Annotated in this window: 21 protein-coding genes; 11 read left to right on the top strand and 10 right to left on the bottom strand. The window is 43.0% G+C overall.

The window, feature by feature from the left end:
• The first annotated feature begins 15 nt into the window (after window positions 1–15).
• Window positions 16–1,743, top strand: coding sequence for a CapA family protein (locus J699_RS04270; RefSeq protein WP_032870242.1), 1,728 nt, complete (start codon window positions 16–18; stop codon window positions 1,741–1,743).
• Here J699_RS04270 and J699_RS04275 read toward each other — a convergent pair.
• The gene (locus J699_RS04275) at window positions 1,740–2,468 is read right to left on the bottom strand and encodes a metalloprotease (protein WP_032870245.1); all 729 of its coding nucleotides are present in this window, start codon (window positions 2,466–2,468) and stop codon (window positions 1,740–1,742) included. The genes J699_RS04270 and J699_RS04275 overlap by 4 nt on opposite strands.
• An 88-nt stretch (window positions 2,469–2,556) precedes the next feature.
• Between J699_RS04275 and J699_RS04280 the strand changes: the two genes are divergently transcribed.
• Entirely contained in the window at window positions 2,557–2,877 is a 321-nt protein-coding gene (locus tag J699_RS04280; protein WP_079281823.1) for an MGMT family protein, read from the top strand.
• Window positions 2,878–2,974: 97 nt separating this feature from the next.
• The gene (locus tag J699_RS04285; RefSeq protein ID WP_032870249.1) at window positions 2,975–3,487 is read left to right on the top strand and encodes a hypothetical protein; all 513 of its coding nucleotides are present in this window, start codon (window positions 2,975–2,977) and stop codon (window positions 3,485–3,487) included.
• A gap of 65 nt (window positions 3,488–3,552) precedes the next feature.
• Here J699_RS04285 and J699_RS04290 read toward each other — a convergent pair whose 3' ends face one another.
• From J699_RS04290 to carA, 5 genes are all read right to left on the bottom strand, one after another.
• A complete protein-coding gene (locus J699_RS04290) occupies window positions 3,553–3,990 on the bottom strand; it encodes a universal stress protein (RefSeq protein ID WP_005231901.1) in 438 nt (145 codons plus the stop codon).
• Window positions 3,991–4,224: 234 nt separating this feature from the next.
• Window positions 4,225–4,845 carry a CatB-related O-acetyltransferase gene (locus J699_RS04295; protein WP_032870254.1) on the bottom strand — a complete coding sequence of 207 codons (621 nt, stop codon included), beginning with the start codon at window positions 4,843–4,845 and terminating at the stop codon, window positions 4,225–4,227.
• Window positions 4,846–5,077: 232 nt separating this feature from the next.
• The gene (gene greA / locus J699_RS04300; RefSeq protein WP_005231898.1) at window positions 5,078–5,554 is read right to left on the bottom strand and encodes a transcription elongation factor GreA; all 477 of its coding nucleotides are present in this window, start codon (window positions 5,552–5,554) and stop codon (window positions 5,078–5,080) included.
• Window positions 5,555–5,645: 91 nt separating this feature from the next.
• Window positions 5,646–8,879 carry a carbamoyl-phosphate synthase large subunit gene (carB, locus tag J699_RS04305; RefSeq protein ID WP_005231897.1) on the bottom strand — a complete coding sequence of 1,078 codons (3,234 nt, stop codon included), beginning with the start codon at window positions 8,877–8,879 and terminating at the stop codon, window positions 5,646–5,648.
• A 14-nt stretch (window positions 8,880–8,893) separates the two neighbouring features.
• A complete protein-coding gene (carA, locus tag J699_RS04310; RefSeq protein WP_032870258.1) occupies window positions 8,894–10,033 on the bottom strand; it encodes a glutamine-hydrolyzing carbamoyl-phosphate synthase small subunit in 1,140 nt (379 codons plus the stop codon).
• A 359-nt stretch (window positions 10,034–10,392) separates the two neighbouring features.
• Between carA and J699_RS04315 the strand changes: the two genes are divergently transcribed.
• Window positions 10,393–10,971 carry a hypothetical protein gene (locus J699_RS04315; RefSeq protein WP_032870260.1) on the top strand — a complete coding sequence of 193 codons (579 nt, stop codon included), beginning with the start codon at window positions 10,393–10,395 and terminating at the stop codon, window positions 10,969–10,971.
• Between the two features lie 55 nt (window positions 10,972–11,026).
• Here J699_RS04315 and J699_RS04320 read toward each other — a convergent pair whose 3' ends face one another.
• Together J699_RS04320 and yhbY are read right to left on the bottom strand one after the other, a co-directional pair.
• Window positions 11,027–11,563, bottom strand: coding sequence for a DOMON-like domain-containing protein (locus J699_RS04320; protein ID WP_032870262.1), 537 nt, complete (start codon window positions 11,561–11,563; stop codon window positions 11,027–11,029).
• Between the two features lie 5 nt (window positions 11,564–11,568).
• Window positions 11,569–11,895 (bottom strand): ribosome assembly RNA-binding protein YhbY, encoded by a 327-nt coding sequence (yhbY, locus tag J699_RS04325; RefSeq protein ID WP_004774823.1) that lies wholly within the window; start codon window positions 11,893–11,895, stop codon window positions 11,569–11,571.
• 228 nt (window positions 11,896–12,123) lie between these two features.
• Here yhbY and rlmE point away from each other — a divergent pair, with 228 nt between their 5' ends.
• The 6 genes from rlmE to J699_RS04355 all read left to right on the top strand — a co-directional run bounded on the left by rlmE (window position 12,124) and on the right by J699_RS04355 (window position 18,844).
• Window positions 12,124–12,774 carry a 23S rRNA (uridine(2552)-2'-O)-methyltransferase RlmE gene (rlmE, locus tag J699_RS04330; RefSeq protein WP_005231890.1) on the top strand — a complete coding sequence of 217 codons (651 nt, stop codon included), beginning with the start codon at window positions 12,124–12,126 and terminating at the stop codon, window positions 12,772–12,774.
• Window positions 12,775–12,910: 136 nt separating this feature from the next.
• On the top strand, window positions 12,911–14,806 hold the full coding sequence (ftsH, locus tag J699_RS04335; RefSeq protein ID WP_005231889.1) for an ATP-dependent zinc metalloprotease FtsH: 1,896 nt from the start codon (window positions 12,911–12,913) through the stop codon (window positions 14,804–14,806).
• Between the two features lie 136 nt (window positions 14,807–14,942).
• Window positions 14,943–15,791, top strand: a complete 849-nt coding sequence (gene folP, locus J699_RS04340; protein ID WP_032870489.1) for a dihydropteroate synthase — start codon at window positions 14,943–14,945, stop codon at window positions 15,789–15,791.
• Window positions 15,792–15,888: 97 nt separating this feature from the next.
• The gene (locus J699_RS04345) at window positions 15,889–16,647 is read left to right on the top strand and encodes an SIMPL domain-containing protein (RefSeq protein WP_032870268.1); all 759 of its coding nucleotides are present in this window, start codon (window positions 15,889–15,891) and stop codon (window positions 16,645–16,647) included.
• Window positions 16,648–16,780: 133 nt separating this feature from the next.
• On the top strand, window positions 16,781–18,421 hold the full coding sequence (locus J699_RS04350) for a vWA domain-containing protein (RefSeq protein ID WP_032870270.1): 1,641 nt from the start codon (window positions 16,781–16,783) through the stop codon (window positions 18,419–18,421).
• A 108-nt stretch (window positions 18,422–18,529) separates the two neighbouring features.
• Complete coding sequence (locus J699_RS04355) at window positions 18,530–18,844, top strand: DUF5713 family protein (RefSeq protein WP_032870273.1); 315 nt, start codon at window positions 18,530–18,532, stop codon at window positions 18,842–18,844.
• Between the two features lie 35 nt (window positions 18,845–18,879).
• On the opposite strand, the gene J699_RS04360 is transcribed toward J699_RS04355, so the two are convergent.
• Together J699_RS04360 and J699_RS04365 are read right to left on the bottom strand one after the other, a co-directional pair.
• Window positions 18,880–20,478 carry an alpha/beta hydrolase family protein gene (locus J699_RS04360; RefSeq protein ID WP_032882932.1) on the bottom strand — a complete coding sequence of 533 codons (1,599 nt, stop codon included), beginning with the start codon at window positions 20,476–20,478 and terminating at the stop codon, window positions 18,880–18,882.
• Window positions 20,479–20,612: 134 nt separating this feature from the next.
• Window positions 20,613–21,551: a DMT family transporter gene (locus J699_RS04365; protein ID WP_032870278.1), complete on the bottom strand. Its 939-nt coding sequence runs from the start codon at window positions 21,549–21,551 to the stop codon at window positions 20,613–20,615.
• A gap of 351 nt (window positions 21,552–21,902) precedes the next feature.
• Here J699_RS04365 and pnuC point away from each other — a divergent pair, with 351 nt between their 5' ends.
• The gene (pnuC, locus tag J699_RS04370; RefSeq protein WP_032882931.1) at window positions 21,903–22,508 is read left to right on the top strand and encodes a nicotinamide riboside transporter PnuC; all 606 of its coding nucleotides are present in this window, start codon (window positions 21,903–21,905) and stop codon (window positions 22,506–22,508) included.
• Window positions 22,509–22,539: the final 31 nt, after the last annotated feature.

Here is a 22,539-nt window from a genome sequence, read left to right as displayed (position 1 = left end):
TTGAGGATAAAACCCATGCGCTCTCCTCAAGAAATCAAGATCATCAGTCGAATTGGCAATGAAAATTATCAGCATCCGCTCTGGCAGACTAAAATCGCAGGCGACTGTAGTGACTGGATTTTAGTTTATCTGGCTTTGCAAGCTATTGTTGCAGGTCAGGTGCAACTTGAGCAGAATATAGTAATCGAGCAGCCGTTTGAACAGCAGCATCAACAGGGACAGTTGCTGAAACAGGGGGCTTCTGTTTTGGCACTATTACAATATTGGAGTTTTACCCAAAGGCTTGAGCACAAGCAGGCACTTGGTTGTGCTTTGTTGGGTGATTGGCAGCAGGCTCAAATCCAGATAGCGCAGACTGCCCGGCAGTTTGGATTGCAACTGCCTGATCCAGACCGTGATGTACAGAATACCCTGCAAAATTTATCAGGTCTTGCCCAAGCCATCTTTAACATGCCTGTATCCTTATTACATACCGTATTTGTCAAAACATTCAAGCTTGCAGGGCAGCAGATTGCACCATTTAGCGCTGTATTGAGCTGTCACCAGCTCGATGCTGTCCTGATTCTCTCAGATCAGCAGCAACATTATTACTTTTCATATCGCCATGAAAATCAGAGTCTAGGCATTTTTCATCTTCTAGATGATTTGCATCGGATTGATCATCTGCTGCCGTATTATCACTATTTTGAACCCGCTTTATTGCCTGCCAAACAGATTCAGGCCAAACGGGAATGGATCAATATCATTGGCGATACCTATTTCGGTGAGTTTTATACCCATAAAAGAAAAAACAAGGGTATAGACGATGCGCTACAACGTTATGGCTATGCGCATTCTTTTGAGAGGATCAAACCGTTTTTCCATGAAGATGAGATCAATATTGCCAATTTTGAAGCCGTATTCAACCTTGATCAAGATTCGCCGCTTAATGATAAAAAAGCCTTTATTCTGGGAGCACAGCCTGAACCGACTCTGGCCGAGTTTAAGCGCGTGCATTTGAATACGCTATGTCTCGCCAATAATCATTTAAAAGACTATGGTACTCCAAGCCTTGTACATACTTTGGCGTTGCTAAATCAAGCTGAGATTAATTTTATCGGGGCAGGGGCTAATCAACAGCACGCGCATCAGTGCCTGCAAATTCAGGGTGAACAGCAAACAGTTGCCATTTTTAATGGCTATTGGCATCGGCAGACGGCTTATCAAGCGCATGACTTTTATGCATTGGGGCAGAGTGCAGGTGTGGCGAGTATCAATGCCATTCTATTTGAACAAATCATGCAGTATCGACAGCAATATCCACAGCATAAGATCATCGTGATCTGTCATTGGGGTGTGGATTTTAAAAGTACGCATCCTGAACAGGAACAGCTTGCACAGGTGTTAACCCGGATCGGTGCTGATCTGGTGATTGGTCATGGGGCGCATGCCATCCAGCCTATTCAATATATTCAGCATAAACCGGTCATATTCGGAATTGGCAATGGCGTATTTAATAGCAATGGCGAGTTTGAAAAATATCAGGCTTTGCCGTACGGACTGGTGGTTCGAATCAATTTAAAGGCGCAAAGCGTACAGCTTTATCCAATCTTCACGGATAATTTACACAGCTTTTGGCAGCCTTATCCTGTAAATGGAGCACAATTCAAGCAAGCACAGGCTTTTTTAACCGGTCAACTCAATTCGGCAGATTACACATTGGGACAAGATCATTTGGGCCATTATATCCAGCTGAAATTTTAAGGATAACGCTTGTAATTCTCGAGCATGATGCTGAGCTGTTCTTGGGTGAAGCCGAGATTACGTAAGCCACCGCTACCGAGTTTACAGTCGTAACTGGTCATAATATTGGTTGGTGTGGCTTTGGTGGCTTTCGGCGCACAGACATGGCTTAAGCCAAAAGCATGGCCCATCTCGTGTACACTGGCGGCCTGAATCTGGTAATTTAGGCGTTCCCAGTCAATTAAAATAAAAGGCTGACCCTGGTTTCTAAAGCCCCAACTGGTCACATCGGCATATTTGAGTTTATCGCCGTAGGAATCATAAATAAAAAACAGCACTTCCTTGCTTTTGCGACGAGGAAAGCAGGTTTTTACTGCACCAGGAATATTATCGGCAATCAAGGCTCTGGGCTGATTGAGTTGATTGGCCAGATCACATTTTCGTTTACTAAAGTCTTGATAAGAATAGTAGCGATGGAATTTGAACTTAAAGATTTTTTGATTATTTTCATCGACAAAATACTGGTTCAGGATGCCCAGCTCTTTATACATTTGCTTTTTGCTATCAAAGGCTTGGGCTTCAGGACGATTGGTGGTAAAAATAAAACTGACATTGACTACAGGCAAGTCATCTGAAGCACCTGCGTGATATTTATAAGGTGTGATTTTTACAGGTGATTTTTGTGTGGTACAGGATGCACTAAAGACCAGACAGCATACTGTCAGTGCTGTGAATTTTAACCGCATTGTTGTTCTCTCAAGTCGTAGCATTTTAATTATTGTGTCTAACGTTTTCGCATGATTTTTATCATCTTAGCAGATTTTTATAGGTTGTATTGTGCAAGATACCAATGAACTACATCGACAAATCTTGGAAGTAATTGCCCTGATTCCATATGGCAAAGTGGCAAGTTATGGACAAATTGCCAAGCTGGCGGGTTTGCCTAAACATGCGCGTTTAGTCGGTTATGTGCTCAAGCATTTAGATAAAGACAGTGAAATTCCCTGGTATCGTGTTATTAATTCTCAAGGAAAAATCAGTGTAATTCGTATCAATCAGCGTGGTGAAAATGTTCAACAGATGTTATTAGAACAAGAGGGAATCTATTTATTAAATGGCAAGGTCAGTTTAAAAACCTTTGGCTGGCAGCCTTAAATAATCTCAGACTAAACTAGAATGAATATGTTGAAATTATTTTACAGTTTATTTACACTTCGATACATAAAATTACACTAGTGTTTTTGGTATTTAAATGAAAAAGATTTCTCTATTTTGCGGGGCTGTTGTTCTCAGTTTATCTGGTTGTGCCAGCATCATTTCGGGTAAAACCCAAACCATGACATTTCAAAGCACACCTGAGTTAAGTGATATTACAATTTTAAATCGTGATGGGAAAAAAATTCATGTGGGTAAAGCACCTGTTACGGTCAGTTTAAACCGTGGTGCCGGCTTCTTTGTTCCTGAAAGATATACGGTTATTTTTGAAAAAGAAGGCTATGAAAAGAAAGAAATTACCGTAAGTTCAAGTGTAAACGGCTGGTATGTCGGTAATATTCTATTCGGTGGTATTTTAGGGTTACTCATTATCGATCCGGCGACAGGTGCGATGTATAGCCTAAATACCAAAGATACTAATGTTGTTTTAAATGATCTGAATAAAGAGAAACTTCAGGCTAAGGGTCAATCATTAACAATTGTATCGACCAGTGAAATTTCGAACGATGTTTTAGAAAAAGCCAAACCTATTGAATTAAAAACTCAATAATTCAAAATAAAAAAACATGGTAAACCTTTACCATGTTTTTTTATCAATCCGGCAGTATTTACCTTCTAGCGAACAATCAATACTGGAATATGGCTTTCAGCCAAAACCTTTTGTGCCACGCTACCCAAGACAAACTGTTTAAAGCCTGTACGACCATGTGAGCCCATCACGATCAGGTCAGCACCTAGGTTTTGCGCTGCGCCAATAATTTCCTGATGCACGGCAAAGCCTTCTAAGATTTGTGTGGCTACCGTCAGGCCATGCTCTTCAAATTTTTGCTCGGCTTTCGTTAAATTATCCTGAACATAACCTCGAACACGTTCAATCAAATCATTGCTTTGACCCATACGGATATAAGCATCTGCCAGATAAGGATCAAGTGCCATGACCTCAACCACAGTCACTTCACTGTCTAAGGCCTTCGCCAGTTGAGCTGCTTCACGAATGACATTCGCAGCAATTTCGGAGTCATCGATCGCCACTAAGATTTTTTGATAAGCCATGTTGTTACTCCTTATATTTATGATTTTGCATTGAATTGAGTCAATAAAATTTGCTTAATATATGAGCTATGATTCTATTCTAGACCTATTGCGATGAGAATAAAACCTAGCATTTTTATAGGGATAGTTATTATTTATAGCAGTATGGTTAAGCTTGGATGTGTTTAAGAATAGATGAAATTTCCATAAAAATAAAAGGGGACTATCATTATGATTTATCTATAAAAAGTTAGATTAACTTTGCTCGAAATATTGGATAAGGGCTTCTACATCATCCGTCTGCAATTGTTCACGCATTTTCAAAATCTGTTTTTCATCCAGATCATAAAGCTTTTGAGAAAGTAATTTTTCAATGTCTTGTTCAGAAAAGCGATACTTAATGACTTTGGCTGGAACACCGCCAACAATGGCATAGGGTGGAACATCCTGAGTAACTACAGCACCTGTTGCCACTACAGCACCTTCACCCAGTTTCACTCCTTGCATGATCATGGCACGACTACCAATCCAGCAACCATCTGCAATCACGGTGTCACCTGCAGGCAGAAAGCTGCGTGTATCAAAAGGGAAGGTCGAAATCCAGTCAGGGCGGTGCAGTTGATTGCCACCCATCATAATCACGCATTCCGCGCCGAAGCAGACAAAATTACCAATATAAAGTTGATCAATCGGTTTCTCAGGTGTGGACGACTTATCATGTAGATAGCGCACCACACAACGTTCAAAGCCCTGATCCCAATACGCAGAATAATAAGAATAATTGCCCTTGATATGGATGTTGGGGTTTTTCACCGTCTTAGAAATAAACTCGAACTCACACCAGTGTTTCACAGGAGAGTTGATTAATTGATCCATATCTTAACAATAACTACGAGAGGAAAGCGTCGCTATTATAACGACTAAAGTGAATACGGTTCTTTTTATGAGGGAAAAATTTCCTTACTCATGTAAACAGGCGTTGAAGATGATGAGGAAATAAAAAACCAATAAATGCATAGAGCATGGTCATTTTTTTTGAAAATAACACGTCCAAAACTAAAGAACTCTTCAATAAATGAAGAGTTCTTTGGAGACTTAATCGAGCGTGTTAAATATATTCCACACTTACAATTTCATATTCAACCTCACCTTGCGGTGTTTGAATTTTTACTTCGTCGCCTTCGTTTTTACCTAAAAGACCACGAGCAATCGGGGAGTTTACTGAGATTTTATTGATTTTAAAATCTGCTTCGTCATCGCCTACAATTTTATAAGTCTTACGTTCTTCGGTATCCAGGTTTTCAATGGTAACAGTCACACCAAATACAACACGACCATTTTGCTCGAGTGTTCTGACATCAATTTCTTGAACTGCACCGAGTTTACCTTCGATATCCTGAATACGGCCTTCGCAGAAACCTTGCTGTTCACGAGCAGCATGATATTCAGCATTTTCCTTTAAATCACCGTGCTCACGTGCTTCAGCAATCGCTTGGATAATACGTGGGCGATCAACTGTCTTGAGCTGTTGTAATTCTTTCTCTAAGGCAACCTTGCCTTCGGGAGTCATAGGATAACGTTGCATTTCAGTCCCTCTAAAGTGGTTGGGAAAATACAGGATTAAAAAAAGAAAAAGCCCGCCACCGATAAGGTGACGGGACTTTATCGGTAGAGAATTAACCTACAGTTTGTAAATCTTGCAAGCGGTACACATCCATTGGCAATTTCACAGCAAATGCTTGGCAAACTGCTTCAGCACCGTTGATTGTCGTGGTGTAGTACACCTTGCCTTGTAGGGCAGCACGACGAATCATGGCAGAATCATACTGAGCTTGTTTGCCTTCTGTTGTGTTGACAATAAGATGAATTTCACCATTTTTCAAGCGGTCAACAATATGTGGGCGACCTTCGGTCACTTTATTGACAGCTTCACATTCGATACCCGCTTCTTTCAATACACGGTGTGTACCATTGGTCGCAACAAGTTTGAAACCATAGTCAATCAACTGTTGAGCGATGTTGGCAATGTATTTCTTGTCTGATTCACGAACTGACAAGAAGGCATGCTTCACTTCGCCTTCAGTTGGCAAGCCAGGTAAACGTTCGTTTGAACCAAGTACTGCCTTGTAGAATGCTTCACCAAATGTGGTACCCACGCCCATGACTTCACCTGTCGATTTCATCTCAGGGCCAAGCATTGGATCTACGCCAGGGAATTTAGCGAATGGGAACACTGCTTCTTTCACTGCGAAATGGGTCGGGATGATTTCTTTAGTGAAACCTTGAGATTCAAGTGATTGGCCCGCCATACAACGTGCAGCCACTTTCGCCAAAGAGTCACCAATACATTTCGATACGAATGGCACGGTACGAGATGCACGTGGGTTCACTTCGAGTACGTAAACGTCATCGCCTTTGACTGCGAATTGAACGTTCATCAGACCAATTACGCCAAGCTCTTTTGCCATTGCAACCGTTTGACGACGCATCTCATCCTGAACTTCTTGAGAAAGCGAGTAAGGAGGAATCGAACATGCAGAGTCACCAGAGTGAATACCAGCCTGTTCAATATGCTGCATGATACCGCCGATCACAACATCTTTACCGTCAGATACACAGTCAACGTCGACTTCAGTTGCATCATCAAGGAAATGGTCAAGCAGGACAGGCGCTTCATTTGAGGCTTGTACAGCTTCACGAAGGTAGCGTTTAAGCTCTTCTTCGTTATACACGATTTCCATCGCACGGCCACCCAATACATAAGATGGGCGAACAACTAACGGATAACCTACTTTAGCCGCTTCAGAAATACCTTCTTCAGCAGATTTTACAATGCTGTTGTTCGGTTGACGAAGCTGTAAACGCTGGATCATTTGCTGGAAACGTTCACGGTCTTCAGCGCGGTCAATCGCATCTGGAGATGTACCGATAATTGGTGTACCGGCTTCTTCTAAAGCACGCGCCAATTTTAATGGTGTTTGACCACCGTACTGTACGATCACGCCCTTCGGCTTCTCGGTACGTACGATTTCAAGTACATCTTCAAGTGTTACAGGCTCGAAGTATAGACGGTCAGATGTGTCATAGTCGGTTGAAACGGTTTCAGGGTTACAGTTCACCATGATGGTTTCATAACCGTCTTCACGCATAGCTAATGCAGCGTGTACACAGCAGTAGTCAAACTCGATCCCTTGACCGATACGGTTAGGACCGCCACCAATCACCATGATCTTGTCACGATTTGATGGATTTGCTTCACATTCTTCATCGTAAGTTGAATACATGTAAGCAGTGCCAGATTCAAACTCTGCTGCGCAAGTATCAACACGTTTGTAAACTGGATATACACCCAAGTTCCAACGATGTTTACGGAATTGTTTTTGTGAAATACCCATCAAGTCCGCAATACGCAGGTCAGATAAACCTTTGCGTTTGAACGAGCGAATATTGTCAGCATTTAAATCACCAAAACCTAAAGTTTTCACTTGAGCTTCAGTTTTAATGATGTCTTCGATCTGGATCAGGAACCAGCGGTCGATTTTGGTTGCTTCAAATACGTCATCTAAAGAGAAACCGTGACGGAATGCATCCGCAACATACCAGATACGCTCTGGACCCGGGACTTTAAGCTCTTTTAGGATGATGTCTTTGGCATTTGCAGTACCTGCTTCGATTTTTTCATCAAAGCCACTGACGCCAACCTCAAGACCACGAAGTGCTTTTTGTACAGATTCCTGGAAGTTACGACCAATCGCCATCACTTCGCCCACAGATTTCATCTGAGTGGTTAATACCGGCTCAGCTTGTGGGAATTTTTCGAAGTTGAAACGTGGAATCTTGGTCACAACATAGTCAATCGATGGTTCGAAAGATGCTGGTGTTACGCCGCCTGTGATGTCATTTTTCAATTCATCAAGGGTGTAGCCCACTGCAAGTTTCGCCGCGATTTTTGCAATCGGGAAACCTGTTGCTTTAGAGGCAAGTGCAGATGAACGTGATACACGTGGATTCATCTCGATCACAACCATACGGCCGTCTTTCGGGTTAATACCGAACTGAACGTTTGAACCACCTGTTTCAACACCGATTTCACGCAGAACTGCAACCGATGCATTACGCATCAATTGATATTCTTTGTCTGTCAATGTTTGCGCAGGAGCAACGGTGATGGAGTCACCCGTGTGAACGCCCATTGGGTCAAAGTTTTCGATCGCACAGACGATGATACAGTTGTCGTTTTTGTCACGAACAACTTCCATCTCGTATTCTTTCCAGCCAATTAAAGATTCATCGATCAATAACTGGTGAGTAGGAGAGAGGTCGAAACCACGTTCACAGATTTCAAGGAATTCTTCGCGGTTATAGGCGATACCACCACCAGAACCACCCATCGTGAATGATGGACGAATGATGACAGGGAAACCGAAACCGGCTTGAATGGCCAACGCTTCTTCCATTGTTTCAGCAATGGCCGCTTTTGGACATTCCAGACCAATTTTACGCATTGCGATATCAAACAGTTTACGATCTTCTGCTTTTTCAATCGCGTCTTTTGATGCGCCAATCAGTTCAACATTATATTTTTCAAGAACGCCGTGCTCATCAAGTGCAAGGGCACAGTTCAATGCAGTTTGACCACCCATGGTTGGAAGGACTGCATCTGGACGTTCTTTTTCAATGATTTGTGCAACAGTTTGCCAAGTGATTGGCTCAATATACGTTGCATCTGCCATTGCAGGGTCAGTCATAATGGTCGCTGGATTCGAGTTGACCAGAATAACGCGATAACCTTCTTCACGAAGCGCTTTACATGCTTGCGCACCTGAATAGTCAAACTCACACGCCTGACCAATGACAATAGGACCAGCACCAATAATTAAGATGCTTTTAATATCCGTACGTTTAGGCATTATTCGCTCCTTAATTACTTCTTAGCGGCTTCGATAAGTTCGATGAAATGATCGAACAACGGCGCACAATCATGTGGACCAGGGCTGGCTTCAGGGTGACCCTGGAAGCTGAATGCTGGTTTGTCAGTACGATGAATACCTTGGTTTGTACCGTCAAACAGTGAGCGATGTGTCACTTTTAAGTTTGCTGGTAAAGTACTCTCATCGACAGCAAAGCCGTGGTTTTGAGAAGTAATCATCACTGTACCGTTCTCAAGGTTTTGTACAGGATGGTTCGCGCCGTGGTGACCGTGATTCATTTTCATGGTCTTCGCACCTGAAGCAAGCGCTAAAATCTGATGACCTAAACAAATACCGAATACTGGCAATGTTGTGGTTTCAACAATGGTTTTGACTGCTTCGATGGCATAGTCACATGCTGCCGGGTCACCAGGACCATTTGACAAGAACACGCCATCCGGATTTAAAGCAAGAACCTTTTCAGCAGGAGTCTGTGCAGGAACCACTGTCAATTTACAGCCACGGTCTGCAAGCATACGTAAGATGTTGGTTTTGACACCATAATCGTATGCAACCACATGATATTTTAATTCTGGTTGAGTGAAACCCTGACCTAAAGTCCAAGAACCTTCAGTCCATTCAAAACCCGTCGGGTCACAGCATTCTTTCGCAAGATCGAGACCGTTTAAACCGCCAAATTCACGTGCTTTCGCAATCGCTTGTTCTTCTGTAATATTTTCGCCAGCAAGGATACAGCCGTTTTGTGCACCTTTGTCACGTAAAATACGTGTCAATTTACGGGTATCAATATCAGCGATGGCTACAACATTATGTTGCTCCAGGTATTCACTGAGTGATTGTTCAGAACGGAAGTTGCTATGCAATAAAGGAAGATCGCGGATAATCAAACCATTCGCCCATACTTTATGGATGCGACCTGATTCAACGTCTTCACTATTACAGCCAGTATTTCCAATATGAGGATAAGTCAACGTCACAATTTGTTGTGCGTAGCTTGGGTCGGTCAAAATTTCTTGATAACCAGTCATGGCAGTGTTAAAAACGACTTCACCAGTCGTACTACCCGATGCACCGATAGACGTTCCTTTAAAGATCGTTCCATCTGCGAGGGCTAAAATGGCGGGGGGGCTCAAACCAAAGCTCCTGAACTAAGACCACAAAAATTAGGCTGTAAAAAAGCGAGAAGACATAAAAAAAGGCAGGCTGTCTTAAAAAAACATGCCCCTCCTTCCAGTCTGCTCGCTTGTAACTTAACAGCGCATTATACGCATGAGTGCGTGAAAAGTCTATGTGTTTTTATTTATTAAAATCAGGAATTACACGATTTATTTTTTTAAATGGCTAGATAACTGTCTATTGCAAAATCTCTCATCTTTATATGGTTATCATGAGATATTATGCAAATTGTCTGACAATTTTAATGTTGTCTAAGAAGTAGCCGTTTTATCCTATGCTTGGCCAAAAATTAACAATCAAGAAGAGGGTAAGCAAAATGGCTGAGAATCAAACGACACCGGTAACGGCTGAAGAAGTGAAAGATACAGTTGTTGAGAAAACAACCAAAGTGAAACAAGAGGTTGCTGCAAAAACGGCTGAAGTGAAGACTGCTGTGGCAGAGAAAACTGCGAAAGCGAAAGAAGCAGTCGCAGAAAAAACCGCAAAAGCAAAAGAAGTGCTTGCTGAGACCCAAGAGCAGGCGAAAGAAGTGATTGCTGAAACGCAAGGTCAAGTGAAAGAGGCTTTGGCAGAAACTCAGGAAAAAATTGAGACTGAAGCAAAAGAGTTAAATCAAAATGTTCAAAACCAGTTTGCGCAAATCAAGCAGGATATTTTAGAGCGTATCGAAGTGATTAAAACTCAATTGAATTCATCGCAAGGTAACTTGCTTGAACTGAAAAATGCATTGAAAACTGAGTTGAATGCATTGATTGAAGACTTAAGTAAAGTGAGCAAAGAACTGAAAGATGATATTAGCCAGATTTCAGTAAAGCATAAAGATACTCTGGTCGGTAGTTTTAAGCGCACCAAAGAGCAAGCGGTTGAAGCATGGAATAAAGTCCGTACAAGCTAATTGTTCGGAAATTAAAAAAAGCGAGAATTTTTCTCGCTTTTTTATGCTTAACCTATTAAAACTGATGTAACCAGTCGCGCTTGTTATGGAAGTCAGCTTGAGGGCTGCTGTGCTGCATTGCAAAATAATGCATACCTTGAGTGGTATTAAGTACAGCGGTTAAACCGATATACAGGTCAGCCCATTTAAGTTGATGCTCACGCATAAACTGGGAGAAATCCAGACTGACATTCAAGCCATAATGCGTGCGTTGCAAATGATTCAGTTCAATATCATAGGCAGCGACAGGCGGCATATCTTCAGGGAAGCGGTATTCTTCAAATTGATAGACTTGCCACGCTTGAGAAGGGGAAAGGTTAATTTCTCGGTAGAAATCTTGATCTTTCACGCCCACAAAAATTTCAAAGCACGTCTGTTCCCATAAAAAATCATGACGTGGATGCGCCGTAACCTGATATGGGTAAATCAAAAATTGATTTGGGTCACGAACCCAAAAACCAACATTCAAGGTTGCTGGTGTTTGTTGCTCAATCGCCCCAACGACCGTAATGGCACTAAAGCGATCAAAAGCGGATAGTTCATAACTCGCCATGCTAATTACTTATTACTTAAGTGAGCAAAACGGACTAAGTTAGACAGGTGCTGGTTTTGTTTCGCCGCTTTTTTATAGAGCAGAACAATTTTACCAATCTTTTGTACAGACTCGGCACCGGTTGCTTCTACAATCGCATCAATGACGGCACCACGTGCATCACGGTCTTCACCCGCAATTTTCACTTTAATCAACTCGTGGTCGTTTAACGCACGATTTGTTTCTTCAATGACGTTTTCTGTAAGACCTTGGCTACCAATCATTACAACTGGATTAAGTGCATGACCGATTTGACGTAAACGTTTACGTTCATGGATAGATAAAGCCGCCATTAAAAATACCTGATTGGAAAAACGACCTAGTATAACTTGCATCCTGTTTCTAAGATAGATTCGCAGGCCGACACTTCAAACAAATATGTGAAAAATTGCTGAAATAACCAATTGGCCTGATCGGAAAAAATCTGTAAAAGTTCGTGTGAATGAAGTACATCCGTACTGTAATAGGCGGAATTTTCACGTACAATGACTCATCAGAAGTTTTTTGAAATTTAGTGAGTTATGGCGACACGCATTACCAATCAAAAATTGTCTAAAAGCAGTCGTGCATGGATGAGAGAGCATTTAGATGACCCTTTTGTAAAAAAAGCACAAAAGGAAGGTTATCGCGCACGTGCGGCGTATAAGTTACTTGAAATCCAAGAAAAATATAAAATGATCAAGCCCGGTATGACGGTGGTCGACTTGGGTGCGGCGCCAGGCAGCTGGTCTCAGATTGCGGGTAAACTGGTTGGCTCAAACGGTTTGGTGATTGCCTCAGATATTCTGGAAATGGATGCATTGCCAGACGTAACCTTCCTGCAAGGCGACTTCCGTGAGGAAGAAGTTTTCGAAAAATTGTTAAATATTTTAAATGGACGTCAAGTAGACGTTGTAATTTCGGATATGGCCCCCAATACATCAGGTAATAGGGCTGTTGATCAACCGCGTCAGATTTACTTATGTGAACTGGCTTTGGATTTTGCTCAGAAAGTTCTCGGACCAAACGGACAGTTTGTTGTTAAAGTGTTCCAAGGTTCAGGATTTGACGAATTCCGTAAACAGGTGGTCGATAGTTTTGATGTATTAAAAACAGCCAAACCTGCGGCATCACGTGCTCGATCGAAAGAAGTTTTTTTGATTGGTCAAGGTCGTAAAAAGGCATTGCAATAAAAGTGTACTTGCCAAGTTGTTAAAAATTGTGCATTTTGTACCTTTTAAGTTTTTTGCAACGCAAATTCATTGCTGTTTTTGTGAAGGTCAGCCAAGATTAGGTATGATCAAATTAGATTGATATGGGAATAAAGCCTTGAGCGATTACTTCAAGAATGCCGTATTGTGGCTCATCATACTCGGTGTTCTGATTTTGATTTTTAGCAACGTCAGTGACCGCAATAAGCCTGCAGCGATGAAATATTCTGATTTCGTTGCAGCGGTGAATGCTGGGCAAATTAAACAAGTCACAATCGACGGTTTAAATATTAATGGTGAAAAAACCAATGGTTCTTCATTTGAGACGGTTCGTCCTCAAGTAGAAGACACTGAGTTGCTACCAAGCTTAAATAAACAGAATGTAGTGGTTGAGGGCACAGCACCGCAACGTCAAGGCATTTTGATGCAACTTCTCATTGCAAGTTTCCCGGTATTACTGATCATCCTGTTATTCATGTTCTTCATGCGTAATATGGGCGGTGGTGCTGGTGGTAAAAACGGTCCTATGAGCTTTGGTAAGTCAAAAGCGAAAATGTTATCTGAAGATCAGATCAAGTTAACATTCAGTGACGTCGCTGGCTGTGATGAAGCAAAACAAGAAGTGGTTGAAATCGTTGATTTCTTAAAAGACCCAGCCAAATTTAAACGCCTTGGTGCAACCATTCCACGTGGTGTATTGATGGTTGGTCCTCCAGGTACGGGTAAAACATTATTGGCGAAAGCCATTGCCGGTGAAGCTAAGGTTCCATTCTTTAGTATCTCGGGTTCTGACTTCGTTGAAATGTTTGTCGGTGTCGGTGCTTCTCGTGTTCGTGACATGTTTGAACAAGCGAAACGTCATGCGCCATGTATCATCTTTATTGATGAGATTGATGCAGTTGGTCGTCATCGTGGTTCGGGTACAGGCGGTGGTCATGATGAGCGTGAACAAACCTTGAATCAGATGCTTGTCGAGATGGACGGTTTTGAAGGCAATGAAGGCGTGATCGTGATTGCTGCGACCAACCGTGTAGACGTACTGGATAAAGCCTTGCTTCGTCCAGGCCGTTTTGACCGTCAAGTGATGGTGGGTTTACCAGACATTCGTGGTCGTGAGCAGATCCTGAACGTTCACCTGAAGAAACTTCCTTCGGTGACAGGTGTGGATCTTAAAGTGCTTGCACGTGGTACACCGGGCTTCTCGGGTGCGCAATTAGCAAACTTGGTCAATGAAGCTGCATTGTTTGCTGCCCGCCGTAATAAAAACACGGTCGATATGCATGACTTTGAAGATGCCAAAGACAAGATCTATATGGGTCCTGAACGTAAATCGATGGTGATTCGTGAAGAAGAACGTCGTGCTACGGCTTACCATGAAGCGGGACATGCGATTGTTGCCGAGATGCTACCGGGTACTGACCCTGTGCATAAAGTAACGATCATGCCACGCGGTTGGGCATTAGGTGTGACCTGGCAGTTGCCAGAGCAAGATCAGACCAGCCACTATAAAGATAAGATGTTGAATGAACTTTCAATATTGTTTGGTGGTCGTATTGCGGAAGAAGTATTTATTAACCAAATGTCGACTGGTGCATCGAACGACTTTGAACGTGCAACTAAAATGGCGCGTGCAATGGTCACCAAATACGGTATGTCTGATGCGCTTGGCGTTATGGTTTATGAAGATGAAAACCAAAATGGTTTCTTCGGTAATGTCGGTAGTCGTACCATTTCTGAAGCGACTCAGCAAAAGGTCGATGAAGAAGTACGTCGTATCCTAGATGAGCAATACAAAGTTGCACGTGAGATCTTGGAAAATAACAAAGATATCGCACATGCAATGGTGAAAGCGTTGATGGATTGGGAAACAATCGATCGTGACCAGATCCGTGACATCATGGAAGGACGTGAGCCGCAACCACCTAAAGTTTATGTTGCTGATAATCCAGTGGCGGCATTTGAACCACCGAAAGATGGCCCATCTACACCACCACCTTTACCAGCAATGGGCTAATCAAAGCTCAGATAAAAAGAGCGACTCCGGTCGCTCTTTTTTTGTCTGGATTTTGCGCCAAACTGAAAATAAATCAGCAACGCAGCATCAGCTGTGTTGTTAAAATAAGCCTGTTAAAGTGTGAAGAGTTTTGATGATGCAGTTGATGCCATTACCCCAAAGTCAATTATTCTGTGGTCGTTTTCGATTAGACCTTTCACAACCCCAGGTGATGGGAATCTTGAATGTAACCCCGGATTCCTTTAGTGATGGGGGGCAGCATCACCAGAAAGATCAGGCGATTCAACATGCTTTACAGATGATTGAAGATGGCGCAAGCATTATTGATATTGGGGGTGAATCTACCCGCCCCAATGCATCACCTGTGGCGCTGGAGGAAGAACTCCGCCGTGTGATTCCTGTGGTCGAGACATTATCCAAATATGATGTGATCATGTCGATTGATACCAGTCAGCCTGAAGTCATGCGTGCTGCCGTCCAAGCCGGTGCGCATATCTGGAATGATGTACGTGCCTTAACCCGCCCTCAAGCCTTGGAAACCGCAGCCGAGTTAAATATTCCTGTGGTGTTGATGCATATGCGGGGTGAACCGACCAATATGAATCAGCTGGATCAGTATAATGACGTGACCGAAGAGGTCATTCAGGAGTTACAACAACGTCTGGAACAGGCCATTGCGGTTGGAATTAAGCCGGAAAATATTATTATCGATCCAGGTTTTGGTTTTGCCAAAAATGCCCGGCAAAATTTCCAGTTATTGAATGAGTTCTGGAAGCTTAACCGAATGGGGTATCCAATTCTATCGGGCTTGTCACGGAAACGTTTTATTGGTGAAGCTTTAAATGGTGTCCCAGCCCAAGAACGTGCGGTGGGGAGTGTAACAGGGCATCTTTTAAGTCTTCAGCAAGGGGCAAGTATCGTTCGGGCACACGATGTTAAAGCCACTCGCGATGCGATCAAGGTCTGGAAAATGATGCAGGCTTAAAAGTGGCTGAGATGTCAGTAAAGCTTCAGGGCTCTATTGACTTGCTTGGCCAGATTACATATAACAAGACTATAAAATAAGCAAAGTGATATTAAAAATGGAAAATAAAACAATTACATATAAAAGTTTATGGGTATTTGCCCTCATTTTGAGTCTTGGATTCATTATTTCTGCAGGGGTTATGGGCTATGCCCTGAAACAGTTTAATAGCACTAAAAATTCAATTACAGTCAAGGGCCTGGCTGAAAAACCGATTCAGGCTGATTCAGCTCGCTGGGAGATTCATCTCCAAAGCAGCCATACATTGGACACGATTCCAGAGGCCTATCAATTACTTGATCAGCAAATGAAAGCCTTACAGGCGTTCTTTGTAGAGCATGGTTTTAAAGCGGCAGATATGCAACTCGGAAATAAAAGTTCACAACCCTATTATGAAGAAGTGAATCTGGGGGACGGGCGAATCAATCGCGAGTTTAAAGGCTATACCGCTTTACAGAATTTGGTGGTTAATAGCCGCGATATCAAGAAGATTGAACAGGCTGCCAAAGATGCATATCTATTGGATGAAAAGGGCATTGCCATTGAGCAGAAACCTGAATATTTGGTATCAAATTTAGAGGAAATCAAAATGTCGCTGATTGCCAATGCCACCCAAAATGCCTATAGCCGTGCCAACGAGTTTGCCAAAGTGGGTGGTGTAAAGGTCGGAATGATGCGTTCTGCCAGTCAAGGGGCATTTTATATCTTGCCAGAAAGTGGCTCGGATGATGATAGTGATTATGGCGGTGCTTATGACAAGGCCACCATTAATAAAATTGCCCGTGTGGTGGTGACCATCAATTATGCGATTGATTAGAACAACGGTTTAGCTGATTGATCAGCCAGGCTGGGAAGATACATTCGAATACGGTGTATCTTTCTTTTTTTGCATACAATTCTTTGTATCGTGACTGTATTTGAAAAAATGAAATAAATTGGGGAAGTGAATAATGCATCAATCAACAAAAATTTTAACCCTGAGTTTGCTTAGTTGTATGATTATGGCCTGTAGTACACCTGTTAAACAGTATGATCAGGTTGCAGTTGAAACTGCGATGCCTATAGCGCCCTCACCAATGACTCAGTCAAATCAGGGATTGATCAAAGCGCATAAGATGATCGCACCAGCATCTTATATTGCCGTGATGCCGACCATGGAAAGACCGCGCTTAGAGCAGAACACTGAAAAATATCAAAATAATGAAGTCAATCCAGTACATCGTGTTGCGGATCAAGCTGTTTCAACGTTTAGTATTGATGTAGATACAGGTAGTTATACCAACACACGTCGTTTTTTAAATGACGGGCGATTACCGCCTGTTGATGCGGTTCGTGCCGAGGAGATGATTAATTATTTTGATTATCAGTACCCGCAGCCAAATAGCATTCATCCTTTTTCGGTCACTACCGAAACCGTTGATTCGCCATGGAAACAAAATGCCAAGCTGATCAAGATTGGCATTCAGGCCAAAGATCTGAGCACCAAACAACTGCCACCTGCCAATCTGGTCTTTTTGGTCGATGTCTCTGGCAGTATGGATGCAGCTGACAAACTGCCTCTGGTAAAACAGACTTTGCGTTTACTCACCGAGCAACTTCGAGCACAGGATAAGGTCACCATCATTACTTATGCCAGCGGTGAAAAACTGGTCCTGGAACCGACTGCAGGCAATCAAAAAGACAAAATACTTGCTGTGATTAATGCCTTGCAGGCCAGTGGGGCAACCGCAGGTGAACAAGCCATCCAATTGGCCTATCAGCAGGCTGAAAAAGCCTTTGTGAAAAATGGTATTAACCGTATTCTGCTAGCGACAGATGGGGACTTTAATGTCGGTATTACCGATTTTAGTACCTTGAAAGGTATGGTGGCAGAGAAACGTAAAAGCGGGATCTCGTTAACGACATTGGGTTTTGGGACTGGGAACTACAATGAGCAGTTGATGGAGCAACTGGCGGATGCAGGCGATGGCAATTACAGCTATATTGATAATAAAAATGAAGCGAAAAAAGTGGTGCAGCGTCAGCTTTCATCGACCCTTGCGACTGTTGCTCAGGATGTCAAAATTCAGGTCGAATTTAATCCTGCAACGGTGAAAGAATATCGTTTGGTCGGTTATGAAAACCGGATGTTGAAGCAGGAAGATTTTAACAATGACCAGGTCGATGCCGGGGATATTGGAGCGGGACATAATGTCACCGCGATTTATGAAATCATTCCAGTGGGTCAACAAGGCTGGCTCAATGATTCACGTTATCAGGCATCGGCAAAAACTGACACAGCCAAAAAGTCAGAATATGCGTTTGTAAACTTGCGCTATAAATTACCAAATCAAGAGAAAAGTATTTTATTGAGTCAAGCAGTGAGGGCGGAAAGCAGACCATTGGTTCAAGCCAATAACGATACCCGTTTTGCCGTTGCTGTGGCCTCTTATGCCCAGCAATTAAAGGGTGGACAGTACAATGGCGCAATGGGATGGGATCAGATTATTCAGCTTGCACAGCAATCAGCGAAACCCGATCCTTATCAAATGCGAGAAGAGTTTGTGGAGCTTGCAAAGATTGCCAAAAGCTTAAGTGCTAGAAAAGAGTAAACATGATTAAAAAAAAGCGGTCGGAAAACCGCTTTTTTTATGCCTAAATATCGTGATTTTGGTTGGATTATGTTATAAGCATGGCGTTTTATTGGCATATTATTTTTTATGTTCGAAGATTTACTCCTCCCCATGTTTGACGATGAATATTATCCCGATATTCTCGTGGCTGAAGTGAAACAGCATATCCAGAAGTTTTCAAAAAAGGTAAGCCGTACTGACTTATCCGAAACGGAAATCTATCGTTTTGCACATCAGACCATGATCGAAATTAACGAAATGAAACCACAATTTGAAGATCTGGATTCCAGTTTAGATGACACTGCCGCAGATTATATTGCCGAAGCCATGATGATGGTGGTGCAAGATGTCGGTTATCTGGATATTGAAATGGAAGAATTGATTGCCAATCGAGAGTGGTAGAATTCACTCTCGCTGGTTTTTTATAAAAATAAATATTATTTCGAAGCGGTCTCACTCCAAAATTTAGGTAAAACAATGTGCCCTGAAATCCAAGCCTCAATTTTAGGTTGTTTTATTTTTTGATAGTACATGCTCTGTGTATTGATGAGTAAGCCTAGGGTATCGCCTTGATTCAATCGCCCATTCATACTTGGCAACTCAATGGTTAAATGCGGTTCATCCAGCTGGGTTATGTCTTGGGTAATCTGGTCATAAGCCTGTTTTCGGGCTGCATTAAACGGCGCAGTCTGATCATTTAAAACCTCATATTTCCCTGTGAGTTTGGATTTAATCGCCATAGAGATAAATAAGGTCGGATCTACTTTAGATGGTGTTTCTACCTGTAAAGACAGCCGTGGGGCACCCGTGATATAACCGCGTTGGGTGGCGGTATGGATAGGAACGAAGACTGCTTGAGTTGCAGTCGGTGCGATCCAGGTTTTATTCAGACGATAGGACTGAGTTGCATTCAGGTCATTTAAGCTCGTGACAGGACTTTGATCCACACATAACTCCGGTAAGTTGATCGCTGGCGTTTGGTCCTTGAGCTTCTGGTTGAACCAGTCCAAGATGGTATTTTGCAGATTATATTTTTGCTGATTGCCACAACTCACAGTTTTGCCAATATACCAGAAGGGTGTATTGCCGCGAGGCGAATGCTGGGCAAAAGGCTGTAAATGTCCGCCCTGTACTCCAATCAAATGAACGTCATGCTGAGCATGCTGAATACATTGGGCTGCTTTTACTCCTTCATTAAAGGGAAACAAGATATCTCTAAAACCCTGAATAATCAGTGCATCTGCTTGAGGTGCCTGTGCATGATCGCAAAACCAGCTGGCTTGATGGGTTTTTAAAAAATCATAGGTAGATGCTTTCAGTTGACCTTGTTGCGTTGCAAGATAGGCCTGTTTTAATTCGGGATCAAACTTATTCCAGTTCCACCAATCGCCAATCAGGTTGAGAAAACCGATCCAGTTACTTTTGGGTACTCCATTCGGCGCAAGACTATTGACGATGTCATACCAGGTGGTGATAGGAACGATGGCCTGTAAACGGGGATCACGTGCTGAAGCGATGTATTGTACTCCACCTGCATAAGACTCACCGATCATGCCTGTTCGCACGCCATGTTGATTTGTTGCCAGTTGCGGCAGGGTTTTTTCTGCCCAGTTCATCAGGGTGATGACGTCTTGAGCTTCTTTCTCCGGATCAGTCAGGCGGATTTTTCCTTGGCTATCACCGTGACCGCGCTGGTCATAACTCATGACCCAGTAGCCCTTCTGCCAGGCAGTTTTCGCGACTTGTCCAGTAGGTAACAGGAAACCATACAAACTCAGTTCCGGACGTTTCATCCGGGAGAGGCCAAAGCCATGGGTATGTAAAATTAAAGGTGCAGTCTGGTCAGTTTTTAAATGCGGTTGATACACCGTAAAGGCCAGTACAGTCCCATCCGGCGCCGTAGTCTTTGCCTGATAATAGCGTTGTTTCAGTTCGATGCTTTTGCTGGTCACCACCGTTGTTTGGGGTGTGGCATGTACACACCCTTGCAAGACGAATAATAGGCCGAAGCAGAGCCAGAAGACGTAAGAACGCATAGATTATTTCATCCTTGAACAAATCTTTGAGAAATCACGAGGTGATCGGGATAGTTTACTGTGGCTTGTTGGCCGATACTATTGCTGACAGGTCCAGTTGACTGACCTGTCAGTTTTAAAACCTTATCTATACCTTATTTTCTACGGTAAGCGTAAAGAAATAAGCCGAAGCATAGAAAAATAAGTCCAATGATCAGATGTGAGCTTAACGCTTCATTGTTGAACCATACCCCCCAGCCAGTCGCAAGAACGGGTGTTAATATGGTAATCAGCATGACCGTGGTCGGGTTCAGTTTCTGGATCAGGTGGAAATAACAAATCATGGCCAGCACCGACGAAAATAATGCGCTATATAACAAGGCCAGACCTGTTTGCAGGCTCGGCAACTGGGTCGGTGCTTGGCTGAGGAAAAAGGGTAATAAACACAGATAGCCGAACCACGAAACGAGCGTTGAGCCTGTGGTTTGAATAATGGGATGGATCCCGGCACCAATTTGTGCAACGGCAAACATGGAAAATACGTACAGCAGTACTGCAATAATTTCATAGATGACCCCAAGCCTATCTAGCTGGATGTGCGTTGCGCCAAGACCTAAGGTGAGCGAAAGTCCGAAAACGGCCAGGATGAGTCCATACCATTGGCGTTTTAAAAAGTGTTCGCGTTTGAGGATAAATACGGCGATCAGTCCCGACCATAACGGTGCGGTCCCATAAACAATCGAGATCATACCGGAAGAGACGCGGGTTGCACCCATATAACAAAAGGTCATGGAGCCGAACAGCCCAAGCGCACCGGCACCATAACTGAGTATGGCAGTCTTGTTGATGGTCAGTTTCAAACGAAAATAAAGCAGGCACAGCAAGGCCAGTGGAATGGCGATACTGAATCGTAAGAATAATCCCCAAGCCCAATGAATTTCATGTACTGTCCAGACCGCAGCTAAAGGTGTAAATGACCAGATCAGCACCACGGCGATGAATTGACCGACTGTAGCAAGGCGAGGGGAAACAGGGGCTACAGCCGGTTGTAGCTGTGGCATGGAGAGAGCATTCTTTTCGGGTAACTGGGTCATGACATGATTCCTGTAATAACAACGGTGAAATTAAGACAATAAAAAAGGTCGCTCATGAGGCGACCTGTGGATTCAACTGATGTTTAAAGTGTCATCATCTGAAATATATCAAGTCCCCTCGCTGTAACGCGTAGACACGTCGCCATGCCGCATAGACAGAAATGTCATGCGCAATCGCATTCGGACGTGAAGAGGAAACTTGATGGTTCAACATATAAGATATTCGAAACTGATTCTGATCTTTTATAGCATAGAGGGTGTTTGAAAAATAGCCATTTCTCAAATCAAGATAAAAATATAGATAAAGTAAATCAATAATTGGGCATTGCTAAAATTGCAGATTTTTCCATAATGTTGCCAACAAATTCTGAAAGAAGTTTGCTCTTGTCTGCCTTTGAAATTTTTGCGGTCGTGATCAGTCTGATTGGTGTGACCTTAACCATTCGACGCAATATGTGGTGCTGGTGGTTTAATTTTCTGGCGTGCAGTTTATACGCCTATTTTTTCTTTAGCATCCGCTTATATGGTGAAACACTGCTGCAATTTTTCTTTATTGCGATGAATGTGTATGGATTCTATTACTGGCTAAAAGGCAAACGTCAGGACCATGAGATCCGGATTGAACCGATTGCCAAAACTCTGGTATTGGCGCAAATGGGTATGGCGGTTATTTTTGGTCTGCTGTTTGGCTTGATGCTTAAACATTTTACTGATGCTGCGGTACCGATGCTGGATTCGCAATTGGTGGCATTCAGCTTATTGGCCACCTACTGGACCAGTCGAAAGCATATTGCCACGTGGATTCTGTGGATTTTTGTCAATATCATCTATGTGGGCATGTTTATCTACAAAGAAGTTTTCCTGACCGCAGGGCTCTATGCCGCCTTTATCGGACTGGCGGCTTATGGCTGGGGGCAATGGCAACAGGGCAAGCAAAAACAGCATAGCCATGCATAAATAAGGGCAGCTCAGGCTGCCCTTAAATTTG

Origin of the sequence: Acinetobacter sp. 1000160, from assembly GCF_000588715.1 — a bacterium.
GTDB classification, from domain to species: Bacteria; Pseudomonadota; Gammaproteobacteria; order Pseudomonadales; family Moraxellaceae; genus Acinetobacter; species Acinetobacter courvalinii.
This window is presented reverse-complemented; position numbering and strand designations above follow the sequence as displayed.